Source organism: Bradyrhizobium sp. CCBAU 53338 (assembly GCF_015291665.1).
Lineage (GTDB): Bacteria > Pseudomonadota > Alphaproteobacteria > Rhizobiales > Xanthobacteraceae > Bradyrhizobium.
Genome location: NZ_CP030048.1, coordinates 2750225 through 2768997, shown reverse-complemented (window position 1 = coordinate 2768997; position 18773 = coordinate 2750225). Strand labels below are relative to the sequence as shown.

Below are 18773 nucleotides of genomic sequence, written 5' to 3'. Positions count from 1 at the left end.
CCGTGCTCCCGACCCGGGTTCTTGAGAGCCAGACGCACTACCTGCACAAACACGACGGCACCCAAAGGCAGTAATTCAATGGCGAGACACCTCCGCAGACAGCCACTTCAGGGCACGATGAAGTCGCTGGCATGTAGACTGGCTTGCGCCACGGTCTTCAGCAGGATCGTATCCTTGCCCGGGTTCGACACGGGATCGAGGTCGATCAACGTATCCGTGCCGTTCACCGTGCTGGCGTGGCTCGACAGCCAGGCGGAAAAGGTCGAAGCGTTGTTCGGATCGAATGCCGCATAGTCGAGTTGGATATGATCCTGTCCGGCGACGAAGTCTGTGATCACGTCATTTCCTATTCCGCCACCGGTCACCTCCTTGAAGACAAAAGTATCGTTGCCATTCAAGCCGGAGAGAACGTTGTTGGCGGCATTGCCCGTAATCGTATCGTTGAAGTTCGAGCCCACGACATTGCTGACGCCGGTGAAGATGTCGTGTCCGACCGAGCCATCGCCGTCCGCAGTGCCGGCAGCAAGGTCCACTGCGACGCCGGCGGTGGCGTTGCTGAACTGGATCTGGGTCGCGCCATTGCCGGTGATGGTATCGTTGCCGCCCTGGCCCTGGAACGAGTTGAAGCCGCTGAACCCGGACGCGTTGTAGCTGTCGGCAAAGCTGCTACCGATCGCACTGTTAACTCCAGTGAAGTGGTCCGTGCCGACCGAGGTATCGCCTGCAGCCGTGCCGACCCCGCCTGCGCCGATCGTGATCGTCACACCTGAGGTGGTCGCATTGCCGTACTGTATCTGGGTCGCGCCATTGCCTGTGATGGTGTCATCCCCGGCATTGCCCTGAAACGCGTTGAAGCCGCCGTCGAAGGCGTGTGCGTCGTAGACGTCGGCGAAGTTGCTGCCGAGCGCGGCGTTGACGCCACCGGTGAAGACGTCGTGGCCGACGGTGGCCAGATCGCCACTCGCCGTGCCCTGTGCCGTGCCGGCGCCGCCGACGCCGATCGTGATCGTCACGCCATCGGTCGAATTGCCATAGATGACCTTGGTGTTGCCGTTGCCGGTGATCGTGTCGTCGCCGCCAAGGCCTTCGAACTGGTTGAAGGTGCCGAGACTGCCAACATTGGCAGCGCCCGCCTGGCCAAAGCCGGTCGCGTCGTAGGTGTCGGCGAACATCGTGCCCTGGATGCCCTCGATCGAGTGCAGCGTGTCGCTGCCGATCGAGGCGTCTCCGGCCGCGATGCCCGCCGCCATGTTCACCGTCACGCCGCCGGTGGTGAAGAAGATGTTGTTGTAGGATGAGATGTCAAAGCCACCGCGACCGTCGATGTAGTCGTTGCCGGCAAGTCCGGTAAAGGTGTCGTTGGTCGCACCTCCGAGCAGGGTGTCATCGAACACCGACGCCTGCACCGCATTCACTCCGCTGAAGTGATCGGTGCCGACAGATGCATCTCCGGTGGCAATACCGGTCACAAAATCGACATTCACGCCCGCCGTGGCGTTGTTGAAGCCGAGTCGCGTGTTGCCGTTGCCGATGATCGTGTCGTCACCACCGTTGCCGGTAAACTCGTTGAACGTACCGAGCGAGCCTGCATTCGTGCTGTTATTGCTGAAACCCGTCGCGTCGTAGGTATCGGCAAAGTTGGTACCGCGGACCGCCTCGACCGAACGCAGCGTATCGGTTCCGACCGTTGCGTCACCCGTCACGATGCCCGCCGCAAGGTTGACGTTGATGCCCGACGTGGTCGTCGAATCGACGTTGTAGTCGGCGCGGTCAAAGCCGCCGCGACCGTCGATCAGATCGTTGCCGGCAAAGCCGGCGAAAACTTCCGCCGTGAAGTTTGGATTATTGCTGCCGCTGATGGTGTCGTCGAACGCCGATCCGTAGACGCCACTGAAGCCCGAGCCGACGAGCGTGTCGTGACCGACGGACGCATCCCCTTGGGCGTATCCCGCCATAAGATCGACCGTCACCGCCCCGGTCGCACTGACATAGGACACCCGTGTCAGCTCGGCGCCCTGGCTGTTGAGATTGCTGATGATGGTGTCGTCGCCACCCTTGCCCTCGAATTCGTTGAAGCCGACCGGCGTGCCCGGTATCGCGCTGTCGCCGGTAAATCCCGCCGAGTTATACGTGTCGGCAAAATTGCTGCCGACCGCGCCCTCGATGTTGACCAGCGTGTCGGTGCCGACCCCGGCACCGCTCACCGTGCCCGCGGCCAGATTGATCGTCACGGGCCCGGTCGCATCCGTATAGATCGCGCGGTCAAAGCCCTGACCGCCATCCAGCCAATCGTTGCCGGCAAGGCCCTGCAGGCGGTCGTTGCCATCGAGCCCGAACAGCCCGTCGACCTGGCCGGTGCCGACCAGCGTGTCGTTGCCGGTGGTCCCGGTGACGCCGTTGTTGAAGATGAAGTCGCCGGCCAGAAGGCTCGTCGCCAGGACGTTCTTCAGTATCACTCCGCCGGTAGCGCCGAAGTCGATGAGGGCATCGTTGCCCTGCTGCGTGGCGCGTGACTGGATGTCAGCCAGGAAGAAAATCCCTGGCATCTGCCTGAGATCGATCTTGTCGAAGCCCTCGACAAAGTCGGTGATCGTGTCCTGCGCCGTGCTTGAACCGTTAGGCGTGATGACAAACAGATCGGCGCCCGCACCGCCGGTCAGCGTATCAGGGCCGCCGGTCGCGAAAATCACGTCCTCGCCGGAGGTCCCCTGCAGGGTAACACCGTTGCCGCCGTTGTTCGAACCGGGCGTGAAGATAAAATGCACCGCGTCAGACCCACCGTCACTGTCGGTGATCGTCATCGTGATCATTTCCTTCTGCGCCGGTGCCGCAGTCGGATTGTAGATCACGCCGTTGTTGAGCGTGGTGGTGAGGTCGGAGAGGGTTCCCGAGCCGCTGCTTGGCGAGACCGTATCCACCCCCGAGGAGGTTATCGTGGCCATCGCCATGTTCAGCGATCCGACCGGATCGGTATCGCTCACATTAAGGCCGAAGATCGTGGTCGTACCGTCCGCGTTGTTTTGAAGCGTGAAATGCGAGGCGTCGATCACTGGTCCGTGGGTGGTCCCTTCCCAGCGGACGAGCGTGCCGCCACTGAGATCGGAGTTGATCGAGAAGCCGTTGGCCGCGTAATTGCCGAGCAGCTGGATCGCGCCGCCGGCGAAATTGACGCGCAGGAAGCCGCCGTCATTCGTAACGCTGACGCTGCCAGGCGCAACGTTGGCAAGATCGATCGCGTCGGCAAAGTCGAAGCCTGTAACGGTACCGGTGAAGTGAATGGGATCCAAGAGCACCAGTTCGCCACCGCTTACGGGATTGATGTCGGCAAACTGGACATTGACGTCGGACACGCCCGTGAGAACCAGTGTTCCATTGTAGAGCCGGGCGGTGCCGCCGCCGGTCATGGGCGCGCCGATCGTCAAGGTGCCCAAATCGACGGTGATCATCCCGGTGTTGGTGAAACTATCGAGGCCGCTGATCGCGGACGTACCGCTGGTCTCGATGGTTCCGGCGTTAGTGAAGCTGCTTGCGCCGGTGAAGCTGCTGGTGCCGTCAAAGAGCCAGCGCCCGCTGGCCTCATTGGTGAAAGTCGCATTGTAACCTATCACCACACCACTGACGAAACCGGTGTTGTCGATTGTCGCCACGCCGGCGCCGTTGGTCGTCGCGTTGATCGCCGCGAGCCCGCCACCAAACACCGCGCCGTTGTTCGTGACACTGACGTCTCCGCCATTGGGAACATAGTTCGGGTTCTGTGGGTCAGGGCTCAGTGGGTCGACGGCAACGCCGTAACTCAGGGCGGCGACGCCATAGCGCCCGCCCGTCACAGTCGAGTCGGTTTCGATGAAAATATTGATATCGCCGCCAGCGCCGCTGCTATCCGGACCGCCGTAGTTGACCCCGCGAATACCATCCGTGCCGAACGGTGCCTGGATCGTGGCATGGCTGTCGACGAAAACGTTGCCGTGGACGCCGACGCCCACCTGGGGGTTGTTCAAATTGTTCGGGTTGTAGCCGGCCAAGATGCCCGCAGGCACGTCGCCGGACCCCGTCAGCGTCGTGCCGGATTTGATGATTCCGGAGGCATAAACGGCGATCTCGGATGTCGCGGGGACGACCACGGTGGGATGGAGCGGGTCCGCAGTGGTCGCCTTGTTGACCGCAGCGATGCCGGAACTGCCTGACGTAATCGAGGTCGTGGCCGAGGTCGTCAGATGAATGCTGCCCGGTCCGAAATTCTGCGCGAGAATGCCGACACCCGTTCCGTTCGGCGGGCTGGCGCCGCCCATGGCGACGATGGTTCCGGCAAAATTGTTCACATAGACGTCGCCGACGCCATAATTGTAAGCCCTGATGCCGTCGCCTGCATTCGACGTGATATTGCCGAAGTTGTTGACGTCGACCTCGCCATAGACGTTGTAGTTCGCAGGGTTCGGCGGATTGTTCAGGCTCGGGTCCGTCGTTTGGCCGATATAGCCCGCGATGATACCGGCCGGCTGGCCGTTGAATCCGGTGAGGCCGATGCCGGAGTGGATTGTCGCCGCGTTTGTCACGACCACCGAACTGTTGAACGACTGGGCAATGCTGGTGGCCTCGTTGACGGCGTTGATGCCGGAGCCGCCCTGTTGCGAATCGATCGTGTCCCCCGCCGAAGTCACGATCGAGATGCTGCTCGCGTTGACGCTGAAGGCGAGAATGCCGTAGGCCTTGTTGAAAGCCGCAGAGCCGGCGGTGATCGTCGTGTTTGCCGATACGTTGATCGAGATATCACGCGTGAGCGCGCTGGCGGTGACCGGATCGGTGAAGCCGCCGTCGGCGTGAGCGTAGATGCCGTTAGAGCCCGCCGTGATGTTGGCGCCCGAGGCGACGTTGATCGTGATGCTGCCGTAGCCGAAATTGTACCCCTGGAGACCAAAGCCAGCAGCGTTGACCACCGCGGCGTTGTTGATGAAGACGTTGCCGCTGACATACTGGTTGGAGTGCCCTCCTCCACCAAAGAAGCCGGCGGCGATGCCGGACGGTGTACCGCCGCTGTTTGTTTGCTGTCCGCCTGCAGTGATCGTGCCGGCCGCCGTCACCGCGACGACCGCAGGATTGCCGGTAGCGGCATTGGCGGCGAAGAGATTGACCAGATCCGGCGTGCTCACCGTCGGATTTGCGTCGTTGACGGCGTTGATGCCGGTGCTGCCGGAATTGATGGAGGACCCGTTCAACGTCAGGACGGAAATACTGCCCGGCCCGCGATTGGTGGCGCTGATGCCATAGGGAGCATTACCACCCGATGACGACGATGCAGCGTTCAGTGCATTGATCGACACACCCGAGCCGACGCTGACCGTGATGTTGCCGACGCCGTAGTCGTACGCAAGGATGCCGGGCCCGGCCGCAGCGAGCAGAGTCGGATTGGGGTTGCCGAAGGGATTGCCGTCACTCGCGACATTGACGATCACGTCGCCATACACCGCAGAACTGAAGGCGCCGCTGCCGCCGGGATTATAGCCTGCCTGGATCGCGGATTGCGCGCTGCCGCCGTTGTTGACGTTCGTTCCGGATGAAATGAATCCTTGGCTGTAGACCGAGACGGTGCTGCCGCTGCCCGAAGCAATCGTTGTGGCCTGGTTGCCGGCATTGATGCCAGTGCTGCCCGATGTAATGGTGGTGCCATAGCCGGAATTCACCAGCGAGCTTCCAATACCATAGGTGAAGGCGAAGATGCCGTACTGAGTAAGGCCACTACCGACGCCCGTCGCTCCGCCATTGACCGCCGTGATCGTGTTCTGGCCGCCCGCAAACGTAACTGACGTATTTCCCGAACCGTAGTTGTCGGCAAAAATGCCCGCGCCGGCCAGCGCCGTGATGCTGGCGCGATTCTCGATCGTGACGTCGCCTGCGATCGCGGCGTTCGGCACCGTGTTGTTGTTATTGAGAATGCGCGCGCGAAGACCGGCCGCGCCGCTGCCTGCATTGTTTGAGTTCGCGCCACTCGTGATGCTGGACGAGTTGTAGATGATGACGTTGCCCGTCCCGGGAGTGAACTCCTGCAGAGCTGCGGCGCGGATGCCGTTAAAGCCGCCGGTGATCGTGCCGCCCGACGAGGTGATGGTGACGTTGCCCGTGCCGCTGGACACGCCCAATATTCCGTACGAGCTAGTTCCGGCCACCGTGGTGGCCATGTTGACAATACTGATATTGCCGTTGACCGTATTGGCGGTGATGCCGTTGGTGGTGCCGCTGACATTTGCGTAATTGACGATGTCGGCGGAGCCGTTGCCGGTGTTTGCATTCTGCGTGGTATCCACGACGACACCGGTGATGGGGCCAGTGCCAGCGATCGGGCCGGCTATATTCGCAGCATTGATGATCGCGCCGCTGGCGCCCTGCGTCGCGACCCGGAGACCGGGGAACGCACCGTTGATCACAATGTCGGAACTGGCGTTGGCGACGATCGTATACGTATTCGCAGTGTCAGACGTCGACAGGTTGAATCCAGCGCCCGTGCTGCTGTTGATGTGGTAATTGTCGAGGATGTAGAAGTTTGCGGGCGCTACTGCCGGCTGCGATGTAAAGATACCTGAGACGGTCTGCGCGCTGCTTGGCACCAGCACGATGCGGTTCGACGAGAGAACGTCAAACGTGTTGCCGGATAGCCCGGTGCCGGACACCTGGAACGTTTGGTTCTGAGCGCCGCTCACGGTCAGCGTGGAGCCACTTACATTCGCAGCCGTGATGCCACTGCCTTGCAGGGTTATGACGGTGCCAATGTTGCCGTTGCCGCTGGTACTAAAGGTGAGCGGCAGATTGGTACCCACCGAGGCCGGGTTATCGAATGTCAGAAGGTCCCTGCCGGCCAAATTGATCGCCTGTGAGGCCGCAACAAAGGATCCAAGCTCGAGAGCCGCATGATCTCCCAAGGCGATCGCGCCTGCCCCGCTGACGTTCGCAAAGATCTGCGCCGAGGCATTGGAACTGACAGATATGCTGCCCGTATTCGTCAGGGTGATCGCGCTTGGGCCGGACAAGGCGGCAAGGCCAGACAAGCTGATAAGACCGGAATTGCCGATCGTGCTTGTACCGCTGCCAAAGGAATTCCAGCCGTTGATATTCCAGGTTGCCCCGGACGCGTTGCTGAAGCTGCCGCTGGCACTCCCGCTGAAATTGACGTTGCCGGTGATCGTGCCATTGTTGGTGACCGACCCATTGCCGGTGAAGAACGAAATGGCGACGTTGCCGGTCGTGCGGGCAAAGAGAGTTGAGGCGATGGACTTGGTAGCGCTGTTGGAAACCGTTGCGGTCTGAGTGCTGTTCGCATTGCCGATTGTCACGACGGGCATGTACGGTACGCCGGGCGCATAGACCGTTCCGGAATTGGAGATCGAGATCAACCCGTTGACCGAAGCGCTGGATCCGTTGTTGACGGAAATGCCGATGGCCGCCGCGGTGATGGCGCCCTGGTTGTCGATCCCGATGTTGCCGCCGGCGGCCGAGAATGCTGTAACGCCAGCTCCCTGCGCTGCGTTGATCGACGACGTCGGCCGCAGCGTTGCGCTGATACTGCCGTTGCCGTTGTTGTAGAGATTGATTCCGGAACCCGAAGCCGCGGTGACAGTCGCCGAATTGTCCAGAACGACGTTACCGTGAATGCTGGCCGGCGAGAGGACACCGTAGCCGGCCGAAATGGCCGCAGGCGTACCACCGCCCGAAAAGACATTGTAACCGGAGTCGATCAACCCCGTCGATGTCGTGACTGATATCTGCTTTCCGACTGCGACGCTGCCCGCCGACGAATTGGCGTTGATGCCGAAGCCACCGGAGATAAACTGATCATTGGCACCGGTCACGATCGTGATGTTGCCGCCGCTCGAGTTGTTGGCGTTGATTGCGGCGAGGCCCATGAGCGAGCTCGCGGTCACTGCAGCAATCGTCGGCGTCGAATTGGCTTCGATGGTCACCGAGACATCGGACGGCGACGCGGTGCCGTTGACGGACGAACCGACGTTGATGCCGAATTGCCCGCCGCTCACGGACGTGTCGGCCCTGTTGATGACGGCGATGTTTCCGTAGCCGAGATTGAAGGCAATGATGCCGTATCCCGCTCTCGCCGTGATATTGGCCGCGTTATCGACAAGCACCGAGCCGTTGATGTTCGGATTTGACGTGCCGTTGCTGCCGTAATATCCGGCCGAAATGCCGGCTGGCGAGGCGCCTCCGGCTGAAAGGTGTACACCCGAGTTGATGGTACCGTCGGCTATCACGGTGACCGTCGAGCCCAAGGTCTGCAAAATCGAAGTGGCCTGGTTGATCGCAAGGATGCCATGCGACCCCGAGGTGATACTGGAACTGGCGGTCGTCGTGACCGAGACGTTGCCCGTGCCGTTGCTCGAACCGACGATGCCATAGACATCCTTGGCAGTGATCATCCCGGAATTGCTGATGGAGACGTTGCCTGGGCCGAAGTTGTAGGCGCGGATACCGTCACCACCCGCCGCGTTGATGGTCGCAGAGTTGTTGACGACGACATTGCCGTACACGCTGGCATTGACCGTATTGGTCGTGCCGCCTTTGTACCCGGCGAGGATACCGGCTGCACGGCCACCTTGTCCGGTCAGAGCTACGCCTGAGTTGATCACGCCGCTCGCATTGACTGAAATCGAGCTTGCGATCACATTGCCGACCTTGGGCAAAGAGGTCGCTTCGTTGTACGCGTTGATCCCGACGCCGCCTGATGTAATGACCGTGCCGGCAGCCGTCGTGATCAGGATATTGCCCGTGCCCTTGGATTGTGCCTCGATGCCGTAGAGCGCGGACCCGACGATTTGCGCGGTTGCCTCGAGCGGATTAGGCGCGGTGGTTACGCTGATATTGCCGTTGCCGTTGGTTTGGACGTGGATCCCGTCGTGTCCACCAATGATATTTCCGGTTTGGCTGACCGTTATGTCGGCATTGTTCGATGAGTTCAGGTTCTGCGCTGCGATGCCACTGAAGGCTGCGCCTGTGCCGATTACGGTGCCCGATCCATTAATCGTAATCGCGCCGGTGCCCGTTGCGGTTTGCTGCGCCAGAATGCCTCGGCCCGCGAGGCCGGTCACCGGCCCGGAGGTCGTGACCATGATCGAACCCGCTGCATTCTGGGCCACAGAGATGCCCGAGGCAGCGCCCGTGATCGTTCCTGTTGGATTGACCAGCAGGTTTTCCGGGCTTCCCTGAGGTGCTCCCGTTGCGTAAAGATCAATGGCATCGCCAGCAGACGTTATGACATTGCCGCTCCCGTTGATCGTGGCGGATCCGCCGCTCGCGACCGAAATGGCGTTGATGGTGGCGGACACACCAGCCGCCCCGACCTGGAGATTTCCGCCGGTCCCGGTGAACTCGGCGACACCTCCGGCCGCGGCCATGGCCACGGTTGCACCGTTGTTAGCAACCACCACCGACTGGGTCGCCGTCGCGCCGGCGTTGCCGGCCGAATCCACGACCCGAATGAAGTAGGTGAAGCTCGAACTGCGGGCGACGTTGTCGGCGAAACTCCACCGATTCAACCCGCTGGCCACCACATCCGTCCACGTCGCATTATCGCTGCTGCTGATCTGCACCTTGTCGCCGGGCCGGAGCGCACCGTTGGTGCCGGCAACGATAATCGACGTGCTCGCAGGCGACGATGCTCCGGTAATGGAGGTAATTGCGACGGCTTCAGGCGGCGCCGAACTATCCAACGTATAGCTATGCCCCGTACCCGCCGTGATGTTGCCGGCCAGATCAATGGTCCGCACCGATAGCGTGGTGCCCCCCGCCAACAGCGTCACCCCTGCTGCCGACCAGGTGTTGGCCGACGTGTTTGCAGTCGCCGTCACCCAGGTTGTGCCGCCGTCTGCGCTGACCTGGATCGTCTCGCCGGACCCTAGCGTACCGGTGTAAGCGCCACTCACCGTCTGTGACGCCACGCTGGTGACGAAGTCGCTGTTCGATGTACCGGTATCGGCGCTCAGCGCCGTTACCGTCGCAACTGCCGTGGGTGCTGATGTGTCGAGCGAATAGCTGTGGCCGGTCCCCGCCGTGATGTTTCCGGCCGCATCAATCGTCTGCACCGACAGTGTCGTGCCGCCGGGCGACAGCGTCACACCCGAGAGCGACCAGGTATGGTTCGATGTATTGACGGTCGCCGTCACCCAGGTTGTGCCGCCATCGGCGCTGACCTGGATCGCTTCACCGGATCCCAGCGTACCGGTGTAGGTGCCACTCACAGTCTGCGACGCCACGCTGGTGATGAAGTCGCTCGACGAACTGCCACTGTCGGAGCTCAGCGCCGTCACCGCCGCAACTGCCGTCGGCGCCGTCGTGTCCAGTGTATAGCTGTGCCCTGTCCCCGCCGTCGCATTCCCGGCCGTATCGATCGTCTGCACCGACAGTGTCGTGCCGCTGGCCGACAGCGTCACGCCCGACGCCGACCAGGTATGGTTCGATGTATTTGCGATCGCCGTGACCCAGGTGGTGCCGCCGTCCGCGCTGACCTGGATTGTCTCGCCGGTTCCCAGCGTACCGGTATAGGTGCCACTCACCGTCTGCAACGCCACATTGGTGATGAAGTCGCTCGACGAATTGCCGCTATCGGAGCTCAGGGCCGTCACCGTCGCAGCAGCCGTCGGCGCCGTCGTGTCCAGTGTATAGCTATGGGGTGTCCCCGACGTCACATTCCCTGCCGGGTCAATCGTCTGCACCGATAATGAAGTGCCGCTAGCCAACAGCGTCACGCCTGATGCCGACCACGTATGGTTCGACGCATTTGCCGTCGCCGTGACCCAGGTGGTGCCGCCGTCTGCGCTGACGCGGATCGTCTCGCCGGATCCCAGCGTACCGGTATAGGTCCCACTGACCGTCTGCGACGCCACGCTGGTGACGAAGTCGCTGTTCGATGTACCGGTATCGGAGCTCAGGGCCGTCACCGTCGCAACCGCCGTCGGTGCGGATGTGTCGAGCGTGTAGCTGTGGCCTGTCCCCGCCGTCGCATTCCCGGCCGTATCGATCGTCTGCACCGACAGTGTCGTGCCGCTGGGCGACAGCGTCACGCCAGATGCAGACCACGTGTGGTTCGACGTATTGACCGTTGCGGCGACCCAGGTGGTGCCGCCATCGGCGCTGACCTGGATCGTCTCGCCGGTTCCGAATGTGCCGCTATAGGTCCCGCTGACGGTCTGCGACGCCGCGCTGGTGATGAAATCGCTCGACGAGCTGCCGCTATCGGAGCTCAACGCCGTCACAGTCGCAACTGCCGTCGGCGCCGTCGTGTCCAGTGTATAGCTGTGGCCGGTCCCAGCCGTCACATTCCCCGCCGTGTCGATCGTCTGCACCGACAGCGTCGTGCCACTGGCCGACAGCGTCACGCCCGACGCCGACCAGGTATGGTTCGATGTATTTGCTATCGCGGCGACCCAGGTGGCGCCGCCGTCCGCGCTGACCTGGATCGTCTCGCCGGATCCCAGTGTACCGGTGTAGGTCCCGCTCACCGTCTGCGATGCCACATCGGTGATGAAGTCGCTGTTCGATGAGCCAGTATCGGAACTGAGCGCGGTTACCGTTGCAACTGCTGTAGGTGCGGTTGAGTCGAGCGTGTAGCTGTGACCTACCCCCGCCGTCGCATTCCCGGCCGCATCAATCGTCTGCACCGACAGTGTCGTGCCGCTGGGCGACAGCGTCACGCCAGATGCCGACCAGGTATGGTTCGACGTATTGACCGTCGCCGTGACCCAGGTGGTGCCGCCGTCTGCGCTGACCTGGATTGTCTCGCCGGCTCCCAGCGTACCGATGTAGGTACCACTCACCGTCTGCGACGCCACATTGGTGATGAAGTCACTCGACAAACTGCCACTATCGGAGCTCAGCGCCGTCACCGTTGCAACGGCCGTCGGCGCCGTCGTATCCAGTGTATAGCTATGGGGTGTCCCCGTCGTCGCATTCCCGGCTGTGTCAATCGTCTGCACCGACAGTGTCGTGCCGCTGGGCGACAGCGTCACCGCCGACGCCGACCAGGTGTGGTTCGACGTATTGACGGTCGCCGTGACCCAGGTGGTGCCGCCGTCGGCACTGACCCGGATCGTCTCGCCGGATCCCAGCGTGCCGCTGTAGGTGCCGCTCACCGTTTGTGACGCCACGTTGGTGACGAAGTCGCTGCTCGATGAACCGGTATCAGAGCTTAACGCCGTCACCGTCGCAACGGCCGCCGGCGCCGTCGTGTCCAGCGTATAGCTGTGCCCCGTGCCCGCCGTGGAATTGCCTGCCAGATCAATGGTTCTCACCGACAGCGTAGTGCCGGCTGCCAACAGGGTCACCCCCGCCGCCGACCAGGTGTTGTTTGACGTGTTCGCGGTGGCCGTGACCCAAGTGGCGCCACCGTCGGCGCTAATCTGGACCGTCTCGCCAGATCCCAGCGTGCCGCTATAGGTGCCGCTCACCGTCTGCGACGCCACGCTGGTGACGAAGTCGCTCGACGAACTACCGCTATCGGAACTCAGCGTCGTCACCGTCGCAACGGCCGTCGGCGCCGTCGTGTCGAGCGTATAGCTGTGGCTCGTGCCCGCCGCGACATTGCCGGCCAGATCGATGGTCCGCACCGACAGCGTGGTGCCGGCCGCCAACAGGGTCACGCCCGGCGCCGACCAGGTGTTGGTCGATATGTTTTCTGTCGCTGTGACCCAGGCGGTACCGCCATCGGCGCTGACCTGGATCGTTTCGCCGGACCCCAGCGTACCGCTGTAGGTGCCACTCACCGTCTGCGACGCCACGCCGGTGATGAAGTCGCTCGACGAGCTGCCGCTATCGGAGTTCAGCGCCGTCACCGTCGCGACTGCGGTGGGTGCGGATGTGTCGAGCGTGTAGCTGTGCCCTGTCCCCGCCGTCGCATTCCCGGCCGTATCGATCGTCTGCACTGACAGTGTCGTACCGCTGGGCGATAGCGCTACCCCCGATGCCGACCAGGTATGGTTCGATGTATTGGCGGCCGCTGTAACCCAGGTGGCGCCGCCGTCGGCGCTGACCCGGATCGTTTCGCCGGAGCCAAGCGTACCGATGTAGGTCCCACTCACCGTCTGCGACGCCACGTTGGTGACGAAGTCGCTCGACGAACTGCCGCTATCGGAGCTCAGGGCCGTCACTGTCGCAACCGCCGACGGCGCCGTGGTGTCGAGCGTATAGCTATGGCTCGTGCCCGCCGTGACGTTGCCGGCCGGATCAATGGTCCGCACCGACAGCGTTATGCCGGCCGCCGACAGGGTCACTCCCGCTGCCGACCAGGTGTTGTTTGATGTGTTCGCGATCGCCGTGACCCAGGTGGTGCCGCCGTCGGCACTGACCTGGATCGTCTCGCCGGATCCCAGCGAACCGGTGTAGGTGCCGCTGACCGTCTGCGACGCCACGTTGGTGACGAAATCGATCGAGGAACTGCCGCTATCGGCGCCCAACGCCGTCACCGTCGCAACCGCCGATGGCACCGTCGTATCCACGGTGACGATCAGCGCCGCTGTGGTAGAGCTGTTTCCGAATGAATCGCTCAGCTGCGCCGAGATTTGCTTATTGCCGTCGCCCCCGAGATCGCCCGCCGTGACCGTCAGGCTGACGCTGTGCGCAGTGACATCGGCTGAGGTGACGGTATGCAGCACCGGAGTTGCCAGAGACGAGCCACCAAGCAGCAGCTCGACCGTGTCGCCGACCACTACATTAGTACCTAGCGCAACCGTAAAAATAGGCGCCGTTACATTGGTGATGTTGTCCGTACTGGACGATCCGGAATCCGATGCGGCTATCAGGTCCGGGGTGCCGCCAATGGGCGCGTTCGTGTTCAGCGTATAGGTGACGACATTGCTGACACCTTGATTGCCCGCGGTATCGGTGACCTGAGCTGTCAGATCGTTGTTGCCGCTCTGGAGCGTAACGCTCGTACTCCAGCTGCCGTCGGCCTGAACGGTGGCGGTAGCCACCGGCGCACCTCCATCCAGCACGCTGACGGTCGCACCTGCGTCCGCGAGGTCCACAGTCCCCGAAATGGTCTGCGCGACCTGGTTCGTGTTGCCGCCCGCGTTGCCGATTGTCACCACAGGGGCCGAGGTATCCAGCGTGACGCCAAGCACCGAACTGGTCGTGCTGTTGCCCGCAGCATCCGTGAACAGCGCCGAAATCTGCTTGGCGCCGTCGATCCCAAGATCGCCAGGATTAACCGAGAAACTGATGCTCTGGGCAGAGAGGTCGGCCAAGCTGACCGCATGCACCAGCGGATGAGAGAACGACGCTCCATTCAGCCGCAGCTCAACGATATCACCCACTGCCACGCCAGATCCGAGCGAGACTGAGAACGTCGGCGCCAGTACGTTGGTGATATTGTCGGTACTGGAAACGCCTGAATCCGACGTCGCAATCAGATCCGGCGCACCGCCCGAAGGAGCAGTCTGATCCAGCGTATAGCTATGACCCGCTCCCGACGTGATGTTGCCGGCCAAGTCGATCGTGCGCACCGACAGCGCGCCCGTGCCCGTCGAGAGCGTCACGCCGGACGCCGACCAGCTCGCGCCGCTCGTGCTTGCAGTCACCCAGGTGGCACCGCCATCGGCGCTGACCTGAATCTGCTCGCCGAAGCTCAGCGTGCCTGTAAAGCTTCCGCTTACTGTCTGCGAGCTGCTGCTGGTGACGAAATCACTGCTCGATGAGCCGGTGTCGGAGCTTAGCGCGGTGACGGTCGCAACCGCGGTCGGCGCGTTCTGATCCAGCGTGTAGGCGTGGCCCGTGCCGGACGTGGTGTTGCCTGCCAGGTCGATCGTGCGAACCGACAGCAGGCCGGCGCCGGGGGACAACGTGACCCCGGAGGCCGACCAATTGCCACTCGATGCCGTCGCCGCCACCCAAGTCGCGCCGCCATCGGCGCTGACCTGGATCACCTCGCCGGAGCCGAGCGCACCGGTGTAGGTCCCGCTGATCGTTTGTGAGGCAACGTTGGTATTGAAGTCGGTCGACGAGCTGCCACTGTCCGGGCTCAGCGCCGTGACAGTCGCGACCGCGCTCGGTGCCGTCGTGTCGAGCGAAATGACAATGGTGTTGCTGACACCGACATTGCCTGCAACGTCGGAATCCTGGGCAACCAGGCTATTGTCCCCCTCGGTCAGGGAAACGACCGTGCTCCAGTGTCCATCCGCCCCGACAACGGCGCCGGCGACGGAATTGCCATTATCGAACACAATGACGGTGGTGCCCGCATCAGCCAGATCCACTGTTCCTGCGACGATCTGGTTGGCATGATTGGTCAGGCCGCTGCCACTCGTGATTCCGACCACCGGCGCAGCCGTGTCGATCGTGATCGCCTGAACCACCGAGTTGACGGCGTTGTTGGCGGAATCGACGACGCGCGCTTGATACGCAAAGTTCGAGATGTGCACGACCGGATCGGTCAGGCTCCATGTCGATCCCGACGTCTGGACGGCATCGCTCCACGTGATGCCACCATCGCTGCTGATCTGAATCTTCTCGCCGGCCGATAGCGTGCCGTTGGTCCCCGAGACGGTCAGTGACGTACCGTTGGTGACAAAGTCCCCAACTACGCCGCCGTCCGGAGCGATCGACGTAATCGCAAGCGGCAGCGCAATGTTGAGGCTTGCGATCGAAGCGGCCGACTTGATGGAATCCGACACCGTGTAGTCGAAAACGACCTGACCGCTGAATCCGGGATCCGGCGTATAGGTCCATGTCAGATCACTGTTCTGGACGAGGCCGCCGCCTCCGCTCCTGACCGCCAGCGACGTGATGGTCAGCGACGGTCCATCGATATCGGCGACCCCCGTCAGCAGCGCGGCCGGCGTGATCGTATACGAATTGTCCTGCTGACCCTGCGCAAGCGTGACGGGCGCAGCGACCGGCGCGGCATCCGCAGTCTGGATGGTCGGCTGTACGCCGTCATGCACCGTGATGAAAACTGGTATCGTCAGGGTGCCATTGTCAGCGGACAGCGTGACAATGAACTCTTGCGTCGCATCCTGGCCATAAGACAAGAAGGCGAAGTCGCTCTTCAACTCGCTGAAGGTCCAATTGATGTGCCCGGCGGAATCGAAGCTCGCGGTGAAATTTGGCGTCGAGCTGCCAAATTGATCGGTCACGCCGATATCCACGCCCGTGTAGTCGCCGGTGATCGAGATCGCCCCCTTCGCGGTCAGCATCGCCGGCGATTTGACGGTCTCCAGAATGATCGCGCTGAGGCCCGAGGTTGGGTCGGCAAAGAAGATGTTGCTGCTGTTTCCAAAAGCGACGTACTGGCCCCCGGCGCTGATGGCCGCGCCTCCATTGGAAGCCGCATTCACACCATCGGAAACCAGCTTGTACACCGGTGCAGCCGGGTTCGTGACATCGACGATATAGATGTCGGCAAAACTGTTGTGATCGGCCGACGCCAGCTGCGCGTCGCTGGTAAAGACGATGAAATGTCCATCAGGGCTCAGCACCGGACTGTAACTGCTGCCTGAGGCGTTCGAGGTGTGGAATACGACCGTGCCGGCGTTCAGATCATAGAGATAGATTTCGGAATGGCCGGTCCCGTCAGTGCTCTGGTAGGCGATCAGGTGGCCGTCGGCGCTGACGGTCGGCGGCGCAGTCCCCGCACCGATGGCGGTGTTCCCAATCTGGGTAATTCCCCCCGTCGAGAGATCGAGCACGTCGAGCTGGCCTGCGCCTCCGGAAACTGCTGCGTCCGAGTTCCAGAACACGACAATGTGGCCGTCGGCACTGATTGCGGGCTTCCAAAGCGCCCCCGAACTTCCGGCAGCGGCCGGCGTGATCACGGCCTTCAGGTTGCCCTGCAAATCGTAGATCGCGATATTGCCGCCACCTTGCTCGACCACGATCGCGCTGCCGTCACCGCTGACGGTGGGAGCGCTGCCTGGAGCCAGCTCAGTCTGGACATGGTAATGCGCGGGATCGGAAGAATCAGTGCCGTAGACGAATACGAAACTCCCACTACCATCGGATCCCTGATAGACGATGTACCGCCCATCGGAACTGATCGTCGGCGAGCCATAGCTCCAGCCGCTCGACGGCGAAGCGATGGTGGTAGTCGTGCCGGTTTCGCGGCTGAAGAAATAGATGGCGCCGTCAGGATCGTAGACCACGTCACCATTGGCACTCATGACCGGGCCGATGTGATCTCCCGCACCGGAGGTGATCGCCGCTACGCTCGGCGGAGTGACGACAAAAGGTATCGACGACAGTTTGACCGGGATGATGATCGGATCGACCGTGACGGACTTGGTGGTCGCCAAGTCCGTGCCAGCGTCAGACGGATTGACCGTGACGACAACCGTCGACGTCGTCGCGCTCGAGGGTTGAACGGTAGTTGTCCCGGCCGGCGGATGATATTCGGTACCGGGCGGCTGGAGCGGCGGGCTGCCGGCGAACTTCGTGGTGCTATTCGGGCTCGGGTTGTTGTTGTTCTGATCCTTGTTCTCGGTGTGCTGGGGAAGATTTGGAAACAGCTGCTTGCCGGAATCATATGTGCTCAGCACTTGCTGGAAGGCACTGAATTCCTGAGCGACCTGATCTGTCGTCTTGTTGGTCTGCTGAGCAATCACGTCGAAGTTTGCGGTCGGCGTCAACGTCAGCGTCGATCCGTTGCTCGTGACGGTACCGATCAGGACGCCGGCCGTGTTGAAAACCTGAACGGCATGCACCTGACCGTCCTGCTGATCGACGACCGAGACGGACACCTTTCCATCGGTCGCGGACACGTCGAGAATGACAGCCGTACCGCGAATGCCGATCGTGGCGGTGGGTGTCGCCACCCGCATATCGCCGGTCTTTGCAACCTGCCCCGCCACGAAGCTGGCGGCGCCCTGAACCAGGGTCATCAGCGAGCTGTTGGAAGTGCTGCTGGCATCATAGGTCAATTCGTTCAGCAGGAACCGCGAACTGGCGGACAGATTGAACGTCGTGCCATCGTCGAGCACGAGACCCAGGGTCGACCCGCTGCCCGTCTGGACCACATCGCTCTGGTAGACGGCATCACCGACATTGGCGACGATCGCCACGCCATTGCGGACGATGCTTGCGCTGCCGGTCATCTTGACGACGTGGCCCACGACCTTGCCGCCGGCAGCTGGCGCGCCGGCCTGTGCATACTGGGTGTGACCTGTCAGGGTATCGACGACGCCGGGATCGAGCGGCGCTCCTTCCGGGGACACGAGCAAGGGGCGCACGTGATCGCGAAAGTAGTTTGGCACGATGACGCGATGAAGCTCGTCCGACAGGATCAGGTCGGCTCCGATCCGCTCAAAGTTGCCGGAGAACAAAAGATGCGCGTCGGGAATTTCGACGCTGCTTGTAGGCCGATGATCGGCAGCCGAAACGGGGCCGAAATGAAGGGATTGGTGATCCGAGCCGATCGACGGCAATGTGTCGGTGTACTTCAAGACGCCACCGTAAATAGTTAAAAATAAATTAAATTACCTATTGAGATAGCATTACAATGCCGACCGGAAAAGTAGCCACACGCGCAATGCGCGAGTTTTTCCGCCCGTAATTAATTTGACTGATGGAGAAATTCAAAAAAAACCGAATATCAATCAACAAATTGATTTTATTCATGAATCAGCGGCAACGATGCGGCGGACGAAATTGAAACCAGATAGGGGCCGCGCCGGTGAGGCTTCGAGTCCGAGATTTCGATGTCGATTTCTGAACGACGCCAAGGCCGACGGCGCCTGATCGAATGCGCCGGTGAATTGCCACCCTGATATCCAGCCGCAGCGGCGCTTCCGAAG

1 protein-coding gene is annotated in these 18773 nt (G+C 62.0%); it reads right to left on the bottom strand.

The window, feature by feature from the left end; genetic code table 11:
- Positions 1-107: 107 nt before the first annotated feature.
- On the bottom strand, positions 108-18422 hold the full coding sequence (locus XH90_RS12900; RefSeq protein ID WP_194481837.1) for an Ig-like domain-containing protein: 18315 nt from the start codon (positions 18420-18422) through the stop codon (positions 108-110).
- Positions 18423-18773 lie beyond the last annotated feature (351 nt).